The following is an 18568-nucleotide window of genomic DNA, read 5'->3' on the forward strand; positions in this document are numbered from 1 at the left end:
CGACTGCGGCGCGTGCGAACCCGTCTGCCCCGTCGAGGCGATCTACTACGAAGACGACCTGCCCGACGAGTGGCAGGACTACTACAAGGCCAACGTCGAGTTCTTCGACGAGGTGGGCTCCCCGGGCGGTGCGGCCAAGGTCGGCGTCATCGCACACGATCACCCGATCATCGCCGCTCTCCCGCCGCAGGGCGAGTAGTCCGTGAGTGTTCGCGATCTCGCCGACTACCCGTGGGATGCGGTCGTTCCCTACCGCGAACGCGCCGCGCGTCATCCGGACGGAATCGTCGACCTGTCGGTCGGTTCGCCCGTCGACCCGACGCCCGAGCTGATCCGCCGGGCGCTGTCGGAGGCGACCGATGCGCACGCCTACCCTCAGACCGTCGGCACTCCCGCCCTTCGTGAGGCGATCGTCGAGTGGTACGCGCGGCGCAGGGGAGTGAGCGACCTGGCCGTCGACAACGTCCTGCCCACCATCGGCTCGAAGGAGCTGGTCGCTCTGCTGCCGACCCTTCTGGGCCTGGGGGAGGGCGACATCGTGGTGCATCCCCGAATCGCCTACCCGACCTATGAGGTGGGTGCTCGCGTCGTGGGAGCGACCCCGCTGCCGTCCGACGATCCGACGGAGTGGCCTGACGGCACCAAGCTCATCTGGATCAACACGCCCGGAAATCCGGACGGCCGTACCTGGAGCGTGGAGGAACTGGCTGCTGCGGTCGAGCGGGCTCGAGAGCTGGGAGCCGTGCTCGCGAGCGACGAGTGCTACGCCGAGCTCGGCTGGGACGGTCGATGGGCGACTGAGCCGATTCCGTCGATCCTCGATCCTCGCGTGACCGGTGGCAGCAGGGCGAATCTGCTCAGCGTCTACTCGCTCAGCAAGCAGTCGAATCTCGCCGGCTATCGTGCGGCATTCGTCGCAGGGTGTGCGCGCATCGTCGGCGAACTGCTCACCGCCCGCAAGCACCTGGGCCTGATGCCGCCAGAGCCGGTGCAGCACGCCATGGCAGTGGCGCTGGGCGATGACGAGCACGTCGCCGCTCAGAAGGCGCTCTACCGAGCGCGACGCGACATGCTGCGGCCTGCGCTCGAGGCGGCGGGGTTCCGGATCGACGGCTCGGAGGCCGGGCTCTACCTGTGGGCGACGGAGGGGCAGGACGCCTGGGCGAGCATCGAGCGGCTCGCCGATCTCGGCATCCTGGCGGGTCCCGGTCCGTTCTACGGTGAGTTCTCGACCCAGCACGTGCGGCTGGCTCTGACGGCTCCCTCCGACAGGATCGCTGAGGGCGCGCGGCGTCTGCACGCACAGGCCGTGTAGGTTCTGGCCTCAGATCAGTGGTTCTTTTGTCGGTTGTCACAGTAGGCCTGTGTGCCTACTAGGCTGTAAAGGCGATTCGGTCGTGTATCGACGATCTCGAACTGACCTGGTGCACAGCGCCGTGACATCGCCACATCCGACTTGATGAAGATCCATGAGGAGGCCCGCGTGAGCGCAGCGGCAGAGCAGCAGGCGACGGCGAAGCTGACGATCGGCGAGACGACCGCTGAATTCCCACTCGTGCGCGGCACGGCCGGCAACGACAGCATCGACTTCTCGACGCTGACGCGACAGACGGGTTACACGGGACTCGACTACGGGTTCGTCAACACGGCGTCGACGAAGTCCGCGATCACGTTCATCGACGGAGACAAGGGCATCCTGCGCTACCGCGGGTATCCGATCGAGCAGCTTGCCGGTTCGACGAGCTACCTCGAGGTCGCCTGGCTCCTCATCTACGGCGAGCTTCCCTCCGCCGCCGAGCTCGCCGAGTTCGACGAGAAGATCCGTCGGCACACACTGCTGCATGAAGACCTCAAGCGCTTCTTCTCGGCGCTTCCGCACACCGCGCACCCCATGTCGGTGCTGTCGTCTGCCGTCGCAGCCCTCTCGACCTACTACGAGGGTCAGACCGACCCGCACAACCCCGAGCACGTCGAGCTGAACATGATCCGGATGCTGGCCAAGCTGCCGGTCATCGCGGCGTATGCACACAAGAAGAGCATCGGCCAGGCGTTCCTGTACCCCGACAACTCGCTCGGCTTCGTCGAGAACTTCCTGAAGCTCAACTTCGGCGTGCATTCCGAGGAGTATCAGGTCAACCCCGTGATGTCGAAGGCCCTCGAGCTGCTGCTGATCCTGCACGAGGACCACGAGCAGAACGCGTCGACCTCGACTGTGCGTCTCGTCGGCTCGACGGGCGCGAACCAGTTCGCCTCGATCTCCGCCGGCATCCAGGCTCTCTCCGGCCCGCTGCACGGCGGTGCGAACGAAGCCGTGCTCACCATGCTCGGGCAGATCCGCGATTCCGGTCAGAGCGTCTCGCGCTTCGTCGAGCGGGTGAAGAACAAGGAAGAGGGCGTGAAGCTGATGGGCTTCGGGCACCGGGTCTACAAGAACTACGACCCGCGCGCCAAGCTCGTCAAGGAGGCGGCGGGCGAGGTGCTCGCCGAGCTCGGCGTCACGGATCCGCTGCTCGACCTCGCTCAGGAGCTCGAGGAGCTGGCTCTCGCCGACGATTACTTCAAGGAGCGTCGTCTCTACCCGAACGTCGACTTCTACACCGGCGTGATCTACAAGGCGATGGGCTTCCCGACGCGCATGTTCACCGTGCTGTTCGCGATCGGCCGTCTGCCCGGTTGGCTCGCACAGTGGCGCGAGCTGCAGCTCGACCCGCAGACCAAGATCGGTCGCCCGCAGCAGCTCTACACAGGATCTCCCGAGCGCACCTTCCAGACCCGCTGAATCGACTCGCGATGCCTGTCGTGAGCGCGGAGGCCGTCGTGCCGGTGGATCCGGCGACGGCCTTCGCCGTCTCACAGACGACGGGTGCGATCCGACGCCGGTGGGATCCGTTCATCAGTGAGCAGCACTTCCTCGATGGCGCCGATGTCGCGGCCAAGGATGTGCGGACGTTCACCAGGCAGCGCTTCGGCTTGTCGATGGTGAGCCGGTATGTGTCCTACGCCCCGCCGAGGAACGTCGGGATGGTCATGGAGACCGGGCCGTGGTTCTTCACGAAGCTCGGCGGAGGCTGGCGGTTCACCGAGGTGCCTGAGGGCACGCTCGCCGTCTGGAAGTACAACTTCTCGTGTCAGCCGACCTGGCTCGCGCCGATCGCCGAGTGGATCGGCGCGCGGGTGCTCGGGTTCGAGATCCGTCGGCGCATCGCCGGTTTCGCCCGAGGGTGCTCAGATCCGCAGGTGCTGGCCGCCGTTCGCGGCTGACCTCGCGCAGGCGGGACGAAGAAGGCGGGTGCCCCGACGCTGAGCGTCGGCGCACCCGCCTGTATGTCTCTCGGGTCAGCGGCCCTGCGAACCGCGACCACGGCCGCCCTGGCCGCCGGAGCGGGATCCGCCCTGGCCACCCTGACGGCTGCCGGCCGTGACGCCCTGGCCGCCCTGGCCCGAGCGCGGACGACGGCTGCGGCGCGACGGCGGGTTGGCCGCTGAATTGCGCTCGCCACCGGCGGGGCGCTGCTTCGACGACTGACGCTGCTGCTGCTGGGGCTGAACCGGAGCCGGACGCACGTGCGGCGCACGCTCGGGGACGAGCTCGGTGACGGCGTTCGACGTGACGGGCTCGAGCGCGGCGGTGATCGACGCCTTGCGCAGGAGGTCCTTCACATCACGACGCTGCTCGGGGAGGACCACCGTGACGACGGTTCCCGCGGCTCCCGCACGGGCGGTGCGGCCGGAGCGGTGCAGGTATGCCTTGTGCTCCATGGGCGGGTCGACGTGGACGACGAGGTCGACGTTGTCGACGTGCACGCCACGGGCGGCGACGTCGGTCGCGACGAGGACGCGCACGCCTCCGTCGGCGGGATCTGACGAGAAGGCGCCGAGGTTGCGCTCACGCGCGTTCTGCGAGAGGTTTCCGTGCAGATCGACAGCGGGGATGCCCGCCGCGGTCAGCTGCTTCGCGAGCTTCTTCGCCTGGTGCTTCGTGCGGGTGAAGAGGATGCGGCGACCGGTGCCCGAGGCGAGCTCGCGCACGAGAGTGGTCTTGTTGTCGGTGGAATCGACGACGAGCACGCGGTGCGTCATCTCGCCGACGGGCACGCTCTCCTCGTCCACCTCGTGGCTCACGGCGTTCGAGAGGAACCGGCGGGCGAGGGTGTCGATGCCGCGGTCCAGCGTGGCGCTGAACAGCAGGCGCTGTCCGCCGGCGGGCGTGGCGGTGAGGATGCGGGTGACACCCGGCAGGAAGCCGAGGTCGGCCATGTGATCGGCCTCGTCGAGCACAGTCACCTCGACGGAGTCGAGCTGCACGACCCGCTGCTTCATCAGGTCTTCGAGACGGCCGGGGCACGCGACGACGATGTCGACGCCGTTGCGCATGGCCTGTTCCTGGGGACGCTGGCTGACGCCGCCGAACACGGTGGTGACGCGCAGGCCCTTCGCCTCGGCGAGGGGCGCGATGGTCGCGGCGATCTGGGTCGCGAGCTCACGGGTCGGAGCGAGGACGAGTCCTCGGGGGTGCCCGGGGCGGCTCTTGCGCGACGAGGCGGCGAGGCGGGCGACGAGGGGGAGCGCGAAGGCGATCGTCTTGCCGCTGCCGGTGCGGCCGCGGCCGAGGAGGTCGCGTCCGCCGAGCGAGTCGGGAAGCGTGTCGCGCTGAATCGCGAACGCCTCGGTCTTGCCGTCCTTCGCGAGGACGGCGGCGAGGTCGGCGGGCACGCCGAGATCGAGGAAGGAAGTCATGAAGTATCTCCGAGAAATGCACGCACGAGCCGAGGGGCCGGGTGCGGAAGGTGGGCGACGGCGCGGGATCGCGCATCGTTTCGCCGTTCGAAATGGCCAGAACCAGGCAAGTGGCGCGGGAGCGTGTCGACGACGCAGACGTCTCGCAGTGCGAGTGGCGTCACCGCGACACTATCACGGCAGTCCCGGAGAAGGCTGAGACGGCCCGCTCTCAGCGAGTCGTGCGATCAGGCGTGGAGTGCGTCGTTGAGGGTCACACCGACGCCGGCGCGCTGCACGGCTTCGACCGCGCCGCTCAGCGAGTTGCGGCGGAACAGCAGTCCGTCGCGTCCGGACAGCTCGGAACCCTTGGCGGTCTTCCTGCCGCCGTCAGGCGTCGCCGGGCCGTCGACCAGCACGACCTTCGTGCCGGCCGTCACGTACAGTCCGGCCTCGACGACGCAGTCATCGCCGAGCGAGATGCCGATGCCCGCGTTGGCTCCCAGCAGCGTGCGTGCCCCGATGGAGACGCGGTGTGCGCCGCCGCCCGAGAGCGTGCCCATGATCGACGAGCCGCCGCCGATGTCGCTGCCGTCGCCCACCACGACGCCCTGGGAGATACGTCCTTCGACCATCGACGCACCGAGGGTGCCTGCGTTGAAGTTCACGAAGCCCTCGTGCATGACGGTCGTGCCGGGGGAGAGGTGCGCGCCCAGGCGGACGCGCGACGCATCTGCGATGCGCACACCGGCAGGCTGCACGTAGTCGGTGAGCCGGGGGAACTTGTCGAGCCCCTGAACCTGGATCCCTGAGCGCTGGAGCACGGGTCGAAGCCGCGCGGCATCCACGGGGTGCATGGGGCCGGCATTCGTCCACGCCACGTTCGGCAGATGCGCGAAGATGCCGTCGAGGTTGAGTTCGTTCGGTCGCACCAGGAGGTGCGACAGTGTGTGCAGCCGCAGATAGGCGTCAGCGGTCGAGGCCGGCGCCGCATCGAGATCGATCTGCAGCTGTACCGTCTGCACCGAGACGTTGCGACGTTCGTCCGGACCGGTGAACTCCTCGAGCGCCGCGAGCGCGGTGCCCGCGTCGTCAGCACCGGGCTCGACGGCCGTCACCTCGGGGAACCAGGCATCCAGTACGGTGCCGTCACCGGCGATCGTCGACAGTCCAGTACCCCACACGGTGCGCGCCTCAGTCATACCTCCACGGTATCGCTACCGGCGACGAGGGATGGTCCAGATGTCGGGGTAAGTAGGCTGGGGGCATGATGCTCGATCTGACCGCGTCCTCCGTCGACCTGACCCGTGCGATCTGCGACATCCCGAGCGTGTCGGGTGACGAGAAGGCGCTTGCGGATGCCATCGAGCAGGCGATCTCCGCGTATCCCCATCTCGAGGTGATCCGACACGGCAACACGATCGTCGCGCGCACCGATCTCGGGCGAGCGCAGCGGGTCGCGATCGCCGGACACATCGACACCGTGCCGATCAACGGCAACGTGCCGACGAAGGACGTCGAGATCGACGGCGTCGAGTACATCTGGGGCCGGGGAACCGTCGACATGAAGAGCGGCACCGCTGTGCAGCTGAAGCTCGCCGCCGAGCTCACCGAGCCCTCGGTCGACATCACCTGGATGTGGTACGACAACGAAGAGGTGGAGGCCTCGAAGAACGGGCTGGCGCTCCTCGCCGCGGTGCGGCCGGATCTCTTCCAGGCCGACTTCGCGATCCTCGGCGAGCCGTCCAACGGCGAGGTCGAGGGTGGCTGCAACGGCACGATGCGCGCGATCGTGCGCACCACCGGCGTGCGTGCGCACGCGGCACGTGCGTGGATCGGTGAGAACGCCATCCATCGGGCAGCCCCGATCCTCGCGCGCCTGGCCGAGTACCGTGCACGAGAGATCGCGGTCGACGGACTCCTGTATCGGGAGAGCATGAGCGCCGTGCGCATCACAGGCGGGGTCGCAGGCAACGTGATCCCCGATGCCTGCGAGGTCGAGGTGAACTACCGGTTCGCTCCGAGCAAGTCGGCAGCAGATGCAGAAGCGCACATCCGCAACCTCCTCGCCGGCTTCGACGTGGAGATCACGGACGCCGCAGAAGGCGCGCGGCCGGGCCTCGACGCGCCGATCGCCCAAGACTTCGTGGCCGCCGTCGGCGCCGAGCCTCGCCCGAAGTACGGCTGGACCGATGTCGCTCGGTTCTCCGCCCTCGGCATCCCCGCCGTGAACTACGGACCGGGCGACCCGCACCTCGCGCACCATGACGAGGAGCGCGTGCCGCTCGCGCAGATCGACGCCGTCGAGCGAGGACTGCGCGCATGGCTCAGCTCGCGCTGACCGCGACCCGCCGGTGGGCCGCAGCGCCACTGGCGCTGCGCGTGGCCCTGATCTACCTCGCCGCTCGCGCGGTGACGACCGCGATGATGATCGCGGCGGCGACGCAGTCGACATCGCTGTCGAGGTTCGGCGCAGAACCGGGCCTCGCCGATTTCATCGTCGGGTGGGATGCGCAGTGGTACTGGCTCGTCGCCGAAGAGGGATACCCCTCGGATCTGCCGCTCACCGAATCGGGTGACGTCGCTGAGAACGCCTGGGCGTTCATGCCGGTGTTCGCCTTCGCCGCCAAGGCGATCGGCTTCGTGTTCGGGTCGTGGGGGATGGGCGCCTTCCTGCTGTCATTCGTGGCCGGCTACCTCGCCTGTCTCGCGCTGCACCGATTGCTGCGCGATCGGATCGGCGCGCGTGCGGCGATGTGGGCGGTGGTGTTCTTCGCCTCCGGACCGATCGCGGCGATGTTCCAGGTGGGGTACGCCGAGACCCTGTTCCTGCTGCTGCTCTTCCTGGCTCTCGATGCCACGGTGCGACGGAACTACGCATGGCTGTATCTCCTCATCCCCGTGATGGCGTTCACCAGACCGGGGATTCTCGCGTTCGCGCTGTACCTGGGTCTGCACGGCATCCTCCGCTGGTGGCATCGCAGGGATGATCCGCTCGCCCCGCGGGAGATCATGCACATCGTGGCGCTCGGCGCACTCGCCACGGTCGCGGGCTTCTCGTGGCAGGTCATCGCCGGTGTCGTGACCGGCGATCCCGGTGCGTACCTGGCGACCGAGCTCTCCTGGCGTCGCAACTGGCTCGTGGGGGGTGTGGACGGGTTCGTGCCTTTCGAAGGGTGGGTCCAGGCATCCCAGTTCTGGTTCGGTCAGTGGGGACTCCCCGGCTCGTGGGGGCCGGTCGCCGTCGCGCTCCTGGTGGTGGCAGTGGGTGCCGCCCTGCTCTACGTGCCGCAGGTGCGTGCGCTGGGTCCCGACCTGCGGCTGTGGAGCGCGAGTTACCTCCTCTACCTGCTCGCGGTGTTCTTCCCCCAGTCGAGCACCTTCCGGCTGCTGCTGCCCTTGAGCCCGATCTGGGGAGCACTCGCGGTGCCGCGCTCGCGCGTCTGGCGGCTCGGGGTCCTGGCCGTCTGCCTGTTGGGGCAGTGGCTGTGGATATTCCACATCTACGCCCTGGGGAACACCTTCTGGCAGGTGCCGTGAATGTTAAGGCTTGATGCATTTCTTCATAGGGGACATCCAGGTTCCGGTAACACCCGATAAACTGATCGCATACCACCGGAGGAAAAGGAGCCCACGATGGCAGCGATGAAGCCGAGGACCGGAGACGGACCCATGGAGGCCGTGAAAGAAGGGCGACTCATCATCGTGCGCGTCCCGCTCGAAGGCGGCGGCCGTTTGGTCGTCTCCGTGAACGACGCAGAGGCGAAGGAGCTTCACGACGTGCTGGCAGCCGTCGTGACGCCCGCCTGATCGAACTCGAATTCGCGCACGCGGATTCACGAAGAGGGCGACGGATCGATGATCCGTCGCCCTCTTCCGTCCGTTCACGACGGTGTTCGGCTCAGCTCTCGCCGACGCTGATCAGCTGCAGCAGCCCCTCGCCGGAGGCAGAGACGGTCGCGAGCACGGCTGATGACTCCTGAGTCTCCTGCACGAGCGAGCGGTAGGCGGAGGTCACCTCGTCGCGCTGCACCGGATCGGCGACACGGCCGCCTCCGAGAATGCGGGGGACGAGAACCATTCCGCCTCGACGCACCAGCCGCAGGCCGTGCTCGACGTAGTCGATGACGTTCTCGGGGTCGGCATCGACCAGCACGATGTCGTATGACGCCTCGTTCATGCGGGGCAGCACGTCAGCCGCGCGACCTGTGATGAAACGCGCCTTCGTCGCGGGGACGCGTGCGTCGGAGAAGGCCTGACGGGCGGCGGCGAGGTGCTCGGGCTCGTTGTCGATCGAGGTCAGCACCGCCTGCGGCGCGCCGCGCAGCAGCCAGAGCCCCGAGACTCCGGCGCCCGTGCCGATCTCGACGATCGATCTGGCACCGGTCGCGGCGGCCAGCACGGCGATCTGCGAGCCGACGGCCGCGCTGATCGGCGACGCGCCGAGTTCGATGGCGTGCGCACGCGCGCGGGCGATCGGCGACGGCTCCGCGATGGACTCGCGGATGAAACGTGCATTCGCATCGTTCTCGCTCATTGCCTGATTCTCCCGACTGAGATATGTGTTCTCCCAGGGTATGCGCTCGGTGCGCGGCACAACGGCAGGCGCGGCGGTAGCCTGGACAGATGCAGTTCGGGATCACCTTCGAGAAGCTGCTGCTCATCGGTCTGATCGCTGTGCTTCTCATCGGACCGGAGCGGCTGCCCCGCTACGCCGAGAGCGTCGCCAAGCTCGCTCGGCGCGCCGGCGAGTTCCTCCGCGACACCAAATCGCGTGTCCGCGACGAGATGGGTCCCGAGATCGACGACGTCGACTGGCGCAAACTCGATCCACGGCAGTACGACCCCCGGCGCATCATCCGCGACGCGCTCTTCGAAGACGACGCTGCGCCCGGTCCCGCCCGTGCGGAGGCAGTCGTTGCGGAGCCGACGGTGAAACCGGTGCGGACGGCGAGGGTGCGACCGGAGTTCTCGGTCGCGAGTCCTCCGCCGTACGATTCCGAAGCGACATAGCCCGAGTCTCCGCCCGGCGGAGCTCCGCTGCGAAGGCTCAGCCGATGCGCGCGCGCAGCGTGGCGAGGTCGTCGTCCGTCACCAGTGACCGGGGGATGGCGGTGATCGCCGACGCGCCACGCAGCTTGAGCAGTACCGCGTCAGCGCCTGCTCGCACGCTCTGGAAGGTGCTGTAGTCGATGTCGGACGAGCGATGCCCCGCGCCGATGTGCAGGGCAGTGTCGCCCAGTCGCACCCAGACGACGGTGCCTGGCGGGGTCGCCGAATGCACGGCACGCCGTGCTCCGACGATCGTCATCACGACGGCATAGACCATCAGACCGATGCTCGCGACGGGGAGCAGACCCGACAGCCCCGGGTTGCCTCCGGTCGCGCTCAGATTCAGGATGCTCAGCGCGAGCGCTGCAGCGAGGGCGATCCACATCACGATCGCCGCAGGACGAGTGAGCGCGTAGACCGCCGCATCTCGAGCCATTCCCCGAAGCAACCGCTCATCGACGGTGACAGTCATGGTCGGGCCTATCCGACATTCATGGGAAGCGACCGGCCGGCGAGTCCGCGCCCCTGTCCGGCGAGAGTGCGGGCCAGATCACGGATCGCCGTCGCCGCCGCATCGGCGCCGTCGCTCAGGACGACCGGCACACCGTCGTCGCCTCCGGAGCGCAGCGCGGGGCTGAGCGGGATCGACGCCAGCAGCGGAACGGACTGCGTCTCGGACAGCGCCTCTGCGACGGCCGCACCTCCGCCCGAGCCGAACAGGTCTATCACGCTGCCGTCCGGCAGGGTGAGCGCGCCCATGTTCTCGACCACGCCGATCACCCGCTGACCGGTCTGACGCGCCACCAGCCCGCTGCGGATCGCCACGTCGGATGCGGCCGCCTGCGGGGTCGTCACGACGAGCACCTCGGCGTGCGGCAACAGCTGCCCGATCGAGATCGCGATGTCGCCGGTGCCGGGGGGCATGTCGATCAGCAGGATGTCGAGGTCGCCGAAGAACACGTCCGTCAGGAACTGCTGCACTGTGCGGTGCAGCATCGGACCGCGCCAGGCCACCACGGCCTCGCCGTCGCGCAGGAACATGCCGATGGAGATCGTCTTCACTCCGTGGGCGACGGGCGGGAGCATCAGGTCGTCGATGCGCGTGGGCTGTGTCCCCGCGGGGATGCCGAGGAGCCCGGGGATCGAGAAGCCGTGCACATCGGCGTCGACGAGACCGACTGCGAGACCCTGCGCGGCGAGTGCGACCGCGAGGTTCGCCGTCACCGTGGACTTGCCGACCCCGCCCTTGCCGCTGGAGACGAGGATCACCCGCGTGAGCGAGTCCGGGCCGAAGGGCATCTGGCGCGGCGGCCGGCCGTCGCGCAGCTTCTCGGTGAGCGCCTTGCGCTCGGTGGGCGTCATGACACCGACCTCGACGTCCACCTCGGTGATCCCCGGCACGGAGGCGGCGGCCGCGCGGACGTCCGATTCGATGCGGGCGGCAGCCGGGCAGCCGACGATCGTGAGGACGATCGCGACGTGCGCGCGCGGACCGTCGACGTCGATCTCCCTGACCATGTCGAGATCGCCGATGGGGCGTCGCAGCTCGGGATCTGTGACCGCGGCTACGGCCGCCCGCACGGAATCAGCGGTGCTCATGATGATGCGGCGCGGCCGCGGGGGCGTCGCTCGACCGGCTCGTCGTCATGGTCTCCGAGCTCGGCGAGCAGCGACTTGAGCTCCTGCCGCAGCACATCGCGGGTCACGACCTGGTTGTTGCGCTCCTCGAGCGACATCCGCAGCGCGACGATCTCACGGGCGAGGTACTCGGTGTCGGCGAGGTTGCGCTCGGCCCGCTGACGATCCTGTTCGATCTGCACCCGGTCACGGTCGTCCTGGCGGTTCTGCGCGAGAAGGATCAGAGGGGCCGCGTACGACGCCTGCAGCGAGAGCATGAGGGTGAGGGCGGTGAAACCGAGCGCCGCGTCATCGAAGCGCAGGTGGTCGGGCAGCAGTGTGTTCCAGCAGATCCAGAGCACACAGAACAGAGTGAGGATCAGCAGGAACGCGGGGGTGCCCATGGCGCGGGCGACCCACTCGGTGAAACGGCCGAAGCGATCACGAGACGTCGAGCGCTGGCGGGAGGTGCCGCGGCCCAGGGGTGCGTCGAGCCGAGGCGAGCGCGAGCGGGAGCGGGGCATCAGCGCACCTCCTTGGAGACCGTCGGCTCGTCGCTGTCGTGCGTGCGCCAGTCATCGGGCAGGAGGTAGTCGAGGACGTCGTCGATGCTGATCGCGCCGACCAGTCGGTGGGCGGCATCGATCACGGGGAGCGAGACGAGGTCGTAGCTCGCCAGCATCCTGGCGACCTCAGCGGCGGACGCGGTGACCCGCACCGGCTCGAGGCTGTCGTCCATGATGGCCCCGAGACGTTCGTGCGGCGGGTAGCGCAGCATCCGCTGGAAGTGCACCATGCCGAGCAGCCGACCGGTCGGCGTCTCGAACGGCGGCAGGGTCACGAAGACCGCGGCTGCAAGGGCGGGGTGCAGCTCGTGGCGCCGGATGAGGGCGAGCGCCTCGGCCACCGTCGCGTCGGCCGACAGGATGATCGGCTCGGGCGTCATGAGTCCACCGGCCGTGTCGGGGCCGTAACGGAGCAGCATCCTGACGTCCTCGGCCTCTTCGGGCTCCATCAGCTCGAGCAGCTGCTCGAGACGATTCGGCGGAAGCTGCGCGAGGAGGTCCGCGGCGTCGTCCGGTTCCATCTGGTCGAGGATGTCGGCGGCGCGCTCGTCGCCGAGTCGATCGAGGATATGCACCTGCTCGTCTTCGGGCATCTCCTCCAGGGCATCGGCCAGGCGGTCGTCCGAGAGCTCCTCGGCGACCTCGATCATGCGCTGCTGGGGGAGGTCGAGCAGGGTGTTCGCGAGGTCGGCTGCGTGGAGCTCCGAGTACGACGCGACGAGCTGCTCGGCCGATTGGGACTCGCCGGGGGAGTGCTGCTCGGCGACCTCGCTCCAGGCTGCGAACGTGGTCGGTCCCTTCGCGAACGGAGAGGCGCTGGTCTTCGGTCGACGCAGGAAGAGCTGACTGATCGCCCATTCCCCGATGCGGTTCGGCTCGATGGCGACGTCTTCGATCACGGCGGTGCCGCTGCCGTCGACGAGGCTCACCCGACGCCCGAGGAGCTCGGCGAGAACGCGCACCTCGCCGGCGCGCGGTGAGAATCGGCGCACATTGATGAGACCGGTGCTGATCACCTGGCCCGCGCGGATCGACGTCACCCGTCCGATGGAGAGGAAGACCTGTCTGCGCCCGGGGATCTCGACGACGAGGCCGATGACGCGGGGAGCACCCGTACTTCGGTACACGATGACGACATCACGGACTTTGCCGAGCCGGTCGCCCACGGGGTCGAAGACGGCGCAGCCAGCAAGGCGCGCGGCGAATACCCGTTGTGTGCTCACTCGTCCAGCGTAGTCGCCGGTGTCGCAGGGGTGGCCCCCGGCGGCACCGCTGCACGACACACTCCCGGCCCTGTCACCACAAGGCATGGAACAATGGCGGGATGAGCATGCTGAACCGTCCAGCCGACAGCCGCGATGAGGGCGAGATCGTCGCCTCCACACGCGATTACGAAGGCGCCCAGAAGACGGTGTCGAAACTGATCGCCCAGGAGGTGCCCGCCCGGGACATCGCGATCATCGGACAGAGCGTGCGGACGGTCGAGCGCATCACCGGGCGTCTGGGCTATGCAGCAGCCGCCCGATCGGGAGCGATCAACGGCGTGCTCATCGGTCTCTTCCTCTCTGCGATCCTCGTGATCGGCAACCCGGAGGTTCCGATCCAGCTGTTCGTCGGATTCGTCTTCATCGGCGTCGCACTCGGGATGCTTCTGAGCCTCGTCACGTATGCGATCGTGCGGCGACGCCGCGACTTCGCGAGCGTCACGCAGTTCGCGGCCGATCACTACGAGGTCCGCGTCCAGGCCGCTTCGCTCGCGAAGGCCCGTCTCGCCCTGGGTGCGGCCACGCCGGCACCGGCGCGGGCACCGGTGAACCTCGACGAGCCGCCGCGGTACGGCGAGCGCATCACCCCCGGCGCGCACGAACCGGCCGGACAGCCGACGACCACGACACAGCCGACGCCCGAAGAGCCGACGCCCGAAGCCGATCCGACTCCCGGCAGCGAGCCGACACCGCCGCTGGGCGGCGGTGAGACTCCGCCTGCAGAGCCGGCCGTCCCGCCGAGGCCCGCGGATCCGGAGCCGCCGTCTCCCGCGGCGCCCGGGACCGGTGGCGCGGGGGTTCCTCCGAAGTCTGCGGAGCCCGCCTGATGTCAGACGCACCCCGCGATCCGTCGACCCCGTCCGAGCGATCGGCGCAGCCCGCACCGCCGCCCGTGCCTCCCGTTCCGCCCTTCCCTGACGGGCAGCAGCCCGCGGCGCCGGCCCGTCCGCTGAACCCGTACGCCCCGCCGCCGGCGCCCGGCTCAGCCCCGCAGCAGTCGCACGGCTACGCACCGCCCCAGGGCTCCGCGTACGCACCGCCGCAGGGCTCCGGGTACGCACCGCCGCAGGCCCCGGGGTATGCGCCGCCTCAGGCGCCGGGCTACGCGCCGCAGCAATCGGCACCGGGCTACGCGCCGCCGGCCTACCCCGTACAGGGGTACCCCGTCGGCGCCTACCCTGCGGCCGTCCCCCCGCGGGGTCTGCTTCCGTGGGCACTGGGCCTGCTGATCCTCATCCCGTTCCCGTTCGTCGGCGGACTCGCGTCCGGACTCGCCATGGCCGTGAGCGGCGGGGCGTCCCGTCGATACGGCGGGGTCGCGCGTGAGAACGCTCGCGCTGCGCTGAACTGGGGGCTGACGTACCTTCTGGTCTCCACGGTGCTCCTGGTCACGCACTTCGTGCTGCTCTTCGCGCTGACCTCCGATTCGCCGACCACCGGCTTCTACCCGCTCGGCATCCCCATCACGCTCTATTTCGCGCTCTCGGTGCTGCACGTCGTGCTCGTGATCGTGGGCATGGTGCGTGCGTCGAGCGGCAAGGTCATGCGCGTGCCGTTCGCCATCCCGTACCTGCGGGCCTGATGATCGAGATCCCTGTCGAGCTGCCCTCCGGGGTGACGACGGTCTCTGCCGACTGGGCGCCCGGAGACAACGGCGCGACAGTCCTGATCGCCCACGGCGCCGGTGCGGGCAAGGACCATCCATTCCTCGTGGGATTCTCGGATGCGCTCTCGGACCGGGGATTCTCCACCCTGCGGTTCAACTTCCCCTACGTGGAGCAGGGGCGCAGGATGCCGGGGCCTGCGGCGCACGCGATCGCGACGTGGAACGCGGCGGTGGCGTTCGCGCGCGATCTCGACGCGGAGGCCGCCATCTGGGCCACAGGCAAGTCCTACGGCGGACGCATGGCATCGATGGCCGTGGCCGAGGGACTGGCGGTCGACGGTCTCGTCTACCTCGGCTACCCGCTGCACGCTCCGGGCAGACCGGAGAAGCCGAGAGCTGAGCACCTGCCGGCGGTCGCTGCGCCGCAGCTGTTCATCGAGGGCACGAACGACCCCTTCATCCAACCTCTGACACAGTTCGATGACGTCGTCTCCACGTGTCAGGACGCCCGCGTCGTCTGGATCGAGGGTGGCGGTCACACCTTCGAGGTGAAGGGGCGCAAGCGTGCGGCATCCGACATCGGTGCGTCGCTCGCGCCGATCGTCGCGGAGTTCGTCCGGCCCTGACAGCATGGCAGGGTGAGTCTCGAACGCGTCGCCCTGATCTCCGATGTCCACGGAAACCTGACCGCTCTCGAGGCGGTGCTCGCCGACATCCATCGCCGGGGCATCGCCCGCATCGTCAACCTCGGAGACACGGCGGGCAAGGGGCCACGAGGCGAGGACGCCGTGCGGCGCTGCCGCGACGTGTGCGAGGTGAACGTCCGCGGCAACTGGGACGACTTCCTGCCGACCATCCCCGACGACGGGCCGTCCGAGATGCTGTGGTGGCGGGATGAGCTGTCGGCGCCGAGCAGGGCGTGGCTCCGGTCGCTTCCGCTGAGTGTCGATCTGGTCCTCAGCGGTCATCGGATCCGCCTGTTCCACGCGTCGGCGCAGAGCCCGCACGTCCGCGTGCACTTCGCCCACACGCCCGAGCAGTTCTCCGCGATGTTCGAGGCGACGGAGATGACCGGCGACGGCCCGCTGCCCGATGTGGTGGGCTACGCCGACATCCACGACGCCTACATCGAATCGAACGACGGACGTACGCTGTTCAACGTCGGAAGCGTCGGGAACCCGCTCGACACACCCGTTCCGTCCTACGTGATCCTCGAAGGAGGACAGTCGGCGGACGATCCCTTCGGGATCCAGTTCGTGCGCGTGCCCTACGACGTCGAGGCCGAGATCGCCGTCGCCGAATCGCTCGACATGCCGACCGCCGATGTCTGGGCCGTCGAGCTCCGCACCGCCGTATATCGAGGGCGGCAGGCATCGCAGACGGCGACGCCATGATCGCTCAGAGGTTCGCGAGGTCCGGATCGTCGAGCAGACGCCTCATCGTCGACCGTCCCAGACCGCTCATGGCGGGGTTCGAGGACTCGTAGTACCAGACGAGGCCCATCGCCTGCTGCAGCGCCCAGGCTGCTCCTCGCCGCCACTCGCTGTCGGAGACGCGCAGACGGTCACGCACGACGGATCGCCCCCGAGCGTCGAACAGATGCCACGCGGCGACGAGATCGAGCGCAGGGTCGGCAGGGCCGAAGCCCCCGCCGTCGAGGACACCGACGAGACGATCGTCGGCCACCAGCAGGTTGAACGGCGTGAGGTCCCGGTGGCTCATGACGTCCGCACCCTCGCGGGGCGCGTCGCGCAGCGAGCTCCAGAGTCGATCCACGCTATCAGGATCGATCCGGCGAGCGCTGCGCTCGATGCAGAGCGCGACCCACTCGTCGTGGTCACGGAGAACACCACCGCGGCCGCGCCCGTCGAACTTCCGTCCGCGGGTCTCGGTCGACCGCAGCGCAGCGATCAGCCCGGAGACGTCCGAGACGAGCGACTCCGACGATGCGTGGCCGGCGGGGGTCGCGGCGACACCCGCCAACCAGGTCTGGATCGACCAGGCAGAAGGATGCTCCTCGGTCGCCGCGGCGAGTCCGACAGGCCGCGTCGCCGGCACGCCGCAGACGTCGGCGAGCTCAGCCATCGCCGCGGCCTCGGCGCCGAGGACATCGCGCGATTCTGCGACGAAGGGGAACCGTGCCGCGAGGTCGTCGCCGATCCGGAAGATCGTGTTCACCGTGCCCGTCGAGCGGACGCGCTCGATCGGCAGATGGGCGAGCTCGGGGAACGTCTGCGCGATCAGCCGCGCAGCGCGATCGTCCGTGAGTGCGAGCTCGCCCTCGTGCATCCGTGAGGTCAGTGCTGGACTCGTGCGATCCAGGCTTCGACCTCGTCCGCCGTGCGCGGGATGTCCGCCGAGAGGTTCACCGGGCCGTCCTCGGTCATCAGGATGTCGTCCTCGATTCGCACACCGATACCCCGGTACTCCTCGGGAACGGTGAGGTCGTCGATCTGGAAGTAGAGGCCGGGTTCGATCGTGAAGACCATTCCCGGGGCGAGGATGCCGTCGTAGTACATCTCCCGCCGGGCCTGCGCGCAGTCATGGACGTCGATGCCGAGGTGGTGCGACGTGCCGTGCACCATGTAGCGGCGGTGCTGCCCGCCGGTGTCGCCGTCCAGCGCCTCCTGCGCGCTCACGGGGAGCATTCCCCACTCGGCGACGCGCGCGGCGATGACGCGCATGGCCGCCTCGTGGACCTCGCGGAAGCGCACCCCGATGCGAGCCGCGGCGAACGCGGCATCAGCGGCCTCGCGCACCGTCTCGTACACCCGGCGCTGCACCTCGGTGAAGGTTCCGGAGACGGGGAGCGTGCGGGTGATGTCCGCGGTGTACAGGCTGTCCGCTTCGACGCCCGCGTCGACGAGGATGAGGTCTCCCGGCACGACCGTGCCGTCGTTGCGGGTCCAGTGCAGGTAGCAGGCATGGGGACCCGATGCGGCGATCGTGTCGTAGCCCTCGCCGTTGCCGTCCTCGCGCGCGCGGCGGTGGAAGACGCCCTCGACGACGCGCTCGCCGCGAGCATGAGCGATCGCGTCGGGAAGCGAACGGATGACGTCCTCGAATCCCTGCGCGGTGATGTCCACCGCTCGGCGCATCTCGGCGATCTCGTACTCGTCCTTCACGAGCCGCAGCTCCGAGACGAAGCGGGTGAGGTCGTCGTCCTCGTCGAGCACGAGCTCTCCCTCGGCGGCCGAGAACCTCTCGAGGTGGTCGGTCGCGATGTCGAGGTCTGCCGCGACGCCGGCGAGAGACGGGCGAGGGCCGATCCAGAATTCACCGACCGTGGCGTCCGCATAGAACTCCGTGGTGGTGCGATCGGCGCGCTCCCGGAAGTACAGCGTCACATCGTGGCCGGACTCGGCCGGCTCGAACACGAGGATCGAGTCGGGCTCGGCATCCGAAGCCCATCCCGTGAGGTGTGCGAAGGCCGAATGCGCACGGTACGGGTAGTCGGTGTCGTTGCTGCGCTGCTTGAGCGAACCGGCAGGGATGACGAGTCGCTTGCCGGGGAAGGCAGCGGACAGGGCGGCGCGACGCACGGCGGCGAACGGCGCCTGCGCTCGCGGCGCGGGGATCGACTCGGGGCGCTCCGCCCATCCGGTCGAGATCGTGTCGAGGAATCCGCGGGGGAAGGGCTGCTTCCGATTCGTGGTGGTCGTCTCGGCGGGAGTCTCGGTCGTGGGCTCTGCGATCGTGTCGCGCTCAGCGGTGCTCATCCCTCCAGTCTGTCACCTGAGCGACGG

The 18568-nt window shown here is 68.9% G+C and carries 21 protein-coding genes; 12 read left to right on the plus strand and 9 right to left on the minus strand.

Going from position 1 to position 18568, the window contains the following annotated elements; genetic code table 11:
* The 4 genes from SOM10_RS00005 to SOM10_RS00020 all read left to right on the plus strand — a co-directional run.
* A partial coding sequence (locus tag SOM10_RS00005) for a ferredoxin family protein (RefSeq protein WP_320487875.1) occupies positions 1-199 on the plus strand: 199 nt, incomplete at its 5' end.
* Between the two features lie 3 nt (positions 200-202).
* Positions 203-1315 (plus strand): succinyldiaminopimelate transaminase, encoded by a 1113-nt coding sequence (gene dapC / locus SOM10_RS00010; protein ID WP_320487876.1) that lies wholly within the window; start codon positions 203-205, stop codon positions 1313-1315.
* Positions 1316-1459: 144 nt separating this feature from the next.
* Positions 1460-2779, plus strand: coding sequence for a citrate synthase (locus SOM10_RS00015; RefSeq protein WP_150115050.1), 1320 nt, complete (start codon positions 1460-1462; stop codon positions 2777-2779).
* Between the two features lie 11 nt (positions 2780-2790).
* Positions 2791-3261, plus strand: coding sequence for an SRPBCC family protein (locus SOM10_RS00020; RefSeq protein WP_053095575.1), 471 nt, complete (start codon positions 2791-2793; stop codon positions 3259-3261).
* A gap of 75 nt (positions 3262-3336) precedes the next feature.
* Here the strand turns inward: SOM10_RS00020 and SOM10_RS00025 are convergent, their stop codons facing one another.
* The gene (locus SOM10_RS00025) at positions 3337-4737 is read right to left on the minus strand and encodes a DEAD/DEAH box helicase (RefSeq protein WP_320487879.1); all 1401 of its coding nucleotides are present in this window, start codon (positions 4735-4737) and stop codon (positions 3337-3339) included.
* A 227-nt stretch (positions 4738-4964) separates the two neighbouring features.
* Positions 4965-5918 carry a 2,3,4,5-tetrahydropyridine-2,6-dicarboxylate N-succinyltransferase gene (gene dapD, locus SOM10_RS00030; RefSeq protein WP_056278079.1) on the minus strand — a complete coding sequence of 318 codons (954 nt, stop codon included), beginning with the start codon at positions 5916-5918 and terminating at the stop codon, positions 4965-4967.
* 65 nt (positions 5919-5983) lie between these two features.
* Between dapD and dapE the strand changes: the two genes are divergently transcribed.
* The 3 genes from dapE (at position 5984) to SOM10_RS00045 (ending at position 8526) form a co-directional block, all read left to right on the plus strand.
* Positions 5984-7057 carry a succinyl-diaminopimelate desuccinylase gene (dapE, locus tag SOM10_RS00035; protein WP_056278082.1) on the plus strand — a complete coding sequence of 358 codons (1074 nt, stop codon included), beginning with the start codon at positions 5984-5986 and terminating at the stop codon, positions 7055-7057.
* Positions 7039-8256, plus strand: a complete 1218-nt coding sequence (locus SOM10_RS00040) for a hypothetical protein (protein ID WP_320487884.1) — start codon at positions 7039-7041, stop codon at positions 8254-8256. Before dapE ends, SOM10_RS00040 begins: the two co-directional genes overlap by 19 nt.
* A 96-nt stretch (positions 8257-8352) precedes the next feature.
* A complete protein-coding gene (locus SOM10_RS00045) occupies positions 8353-8526 on the plus strand; it encodes a DUF3117 domain-containing protein (RefSeq protein WP_067122349.1) in 174 nt (57 codons plus the stop codon).
* A gap of 91 nt (positions 8527-8617) precedes the next feature.
* Here SOM10_RS00045 and SOM10_RS00050 read toward each other — a convergent pair whose 3' ends face one another.
* Positions 8618-9253, minus strand: coding sequence for an O-methyltransferase (locus SOM10_RS00050; RefSeq protein WP_053095580.1), 636 nt, complete (start codon positions 9251-9253; stop codon positions 8618-8620).
* An 89-nt stretch (positions 9254-9342) separates the two neighbouring features.
* Here SOM10_RS00050 and SOM10_RS00055 point away from each other — a divergent pair, with 89 nt between their 5' ends.
* A complete protein-coding gene (locus tag SOM10_RS00055; protein WP_053095581.1) occupies positions 9343-9729 on the plus strand; it encodes a twin-arginine translocase TatA/TatE family subunit in 387 nt (128 codons plus the stop codon).
* Positions 9730-9766: 37 nt separating this feature from the next.
* On the opposite strand, the gene SOM10_RS00060 is transcribed toward SOM10_RS00055, so the two are convergent.
* Genes SOM10_RS00060 through SOM10_RS00075 form a run of 4 tightly spaced genes read right to left on the minus strand, consistent with a single transcriptional unit; the run spans position 9767 to position 13174 of the window.
* Positions 9767-10240, minus strand: coding sequence for a hypothetical protein (locus tag SOM10_RS00060; protein ID WP_082297768.1), 474 nt, complete (start codon positions 10238-10240; stop codon positions 9767-9769).
* Positions 10241-10248: 8 nt separating this feature from the next.
* Complete coding sequence (locus SOM10_RS00065; RefSeq protein WP_320487893.1) at positions 10249-11367, minus strand: Mrp/NBP35 family ATP-binding protein; 1119 nt, start codon at positions 11365-11367, stop codon at positions 10249-10251.
* Positions 11364-11909 carry a DUF1003 domain-containing protein gene (locus tag SOM10_RS00070; protein ID WP_053095584.1) on the minus strand — a complete coding sequence of 182 codons (546 nt, stop codon included), beginning with the start codon at positions 11907-11909 and terminating at the stop codon, positions 11364-11366. The genes SOM10_RS00065 and SOM10_RS00070 overlap by 4 nt, the downstream gene beginning before the upstream one ends.
* Complete coding sequence (locus tag SOM10_RS00075; protein WP_053095585.1) at positions 11909-13174, minus strand: magnesium transporter MgtE N-terminal domain-containing protein; 1266 nt, start codon at positions 13172-13174, stop codon at positions 11909-11911. The genes SOM10_RS00070 and SOM10_RS00075 overlap by 1 nt, the downstream gene beginning before the upstream one ends.
* Positions 13175-13275: 101 nt before the next feature.
* On the opposite strand from SOM10_RS00075, the gene SOM10_RS00080 reads away from it, so the two are divergent.
* From SOM10_RS00080 to SOM10_RS00095, 4 genes are read left to right on the plus strand one after another with little or no spacing between them, the layout of a single operon-like run.
* Positions 13276-14043, plus strand: a complete 768-nt coding sequence (locus SOM10_RS00080; protein ID WP_320487896.1) for a general stress protein — start codon at positions 13276-13278, stop codon at positions 14041-14043.
* Positions 14043-14798, plus strand: coding sequence for a DUF4870 domain-containing protein (locus tag SOM10_RS00085; protein WP_320487897.1), 756 nt, complete (start codon positions 14043-14045; stop codon positions 14796-14798). The genes SOM10_RS00080 and SOM10_RS00085 overlap by 1 nt, the downstream gene beginning before the upstream one ends.
* A complete protein-coding gene (locus tag SOM10_RS00090) occupies positions 14798-15448 on the plus strand; it encodes an alpha/beta family hydrolase (RefSeq protein ID WP_295100551.1) in 651 nt (216 codons plus the stop codon). Before SOM10_RS00085 ends, SOM10_RS00090 begins: the two co-directional genes overlap by 1 nt.
* A gap of 12 nt (positions 15449-15460) precedes the next feature.
* Positions 15461-16216, plus strand: coding sequence for a metallophosphoesterase family protein (locus SOM10_RS00095; protein ID WP_230100663.1), 756 nt, complete (start codon positions 15461-15463; stop codon positions 16214-16216).
* A 4-nt stretch (positions 16217-16220) separates the two neighbouring features.
* Here SOM10_RS00095 and SOM10_RS00100 read toward each other — a convergent pair whose 3' ends face one another.
* Both SOM10_RS00100 and SOM10_RS00105 read right to left on the minus strand, forming a co-directional pair.
* Positions 16221-17111 carry a phosphotransferase gene (locus SOM10_RS00100; RefSeq protein WP_320487902.1) on the minus strand — a complete coding sequence of 297 codons (891 nt, stop codon included), beginning with the start codon at positions 17109-17111 and terminating at the stop codon, positions 16221-16223.
* 8 nt (positions 17112-17119) lie between these two features.
* Positions 17120-18541 carry an aminopeptidase P family protein gene (locus tag SOM10_RS00105; RefSeq protein ID WP_230100661.1) on the minus strand — a complete coding sequence of 474 codons (1422 nt, stop codon included), beginning with the start codon at positions 18539-18541 and terminating at the stop codon, positions 17120-17122.
* Positions 18542-18568 lie beyond the last annotated feature (27 nt).

The sequence above is a fragment of the Microbacterium sp. CFBP9023 genome (genome assembly GCF_034045055.1).
Classification (GTDB): Bacteria; Actinomycetota; Actinomycetes; order Actinomycetales; family Microbacteriaceae; genus Microbacterium.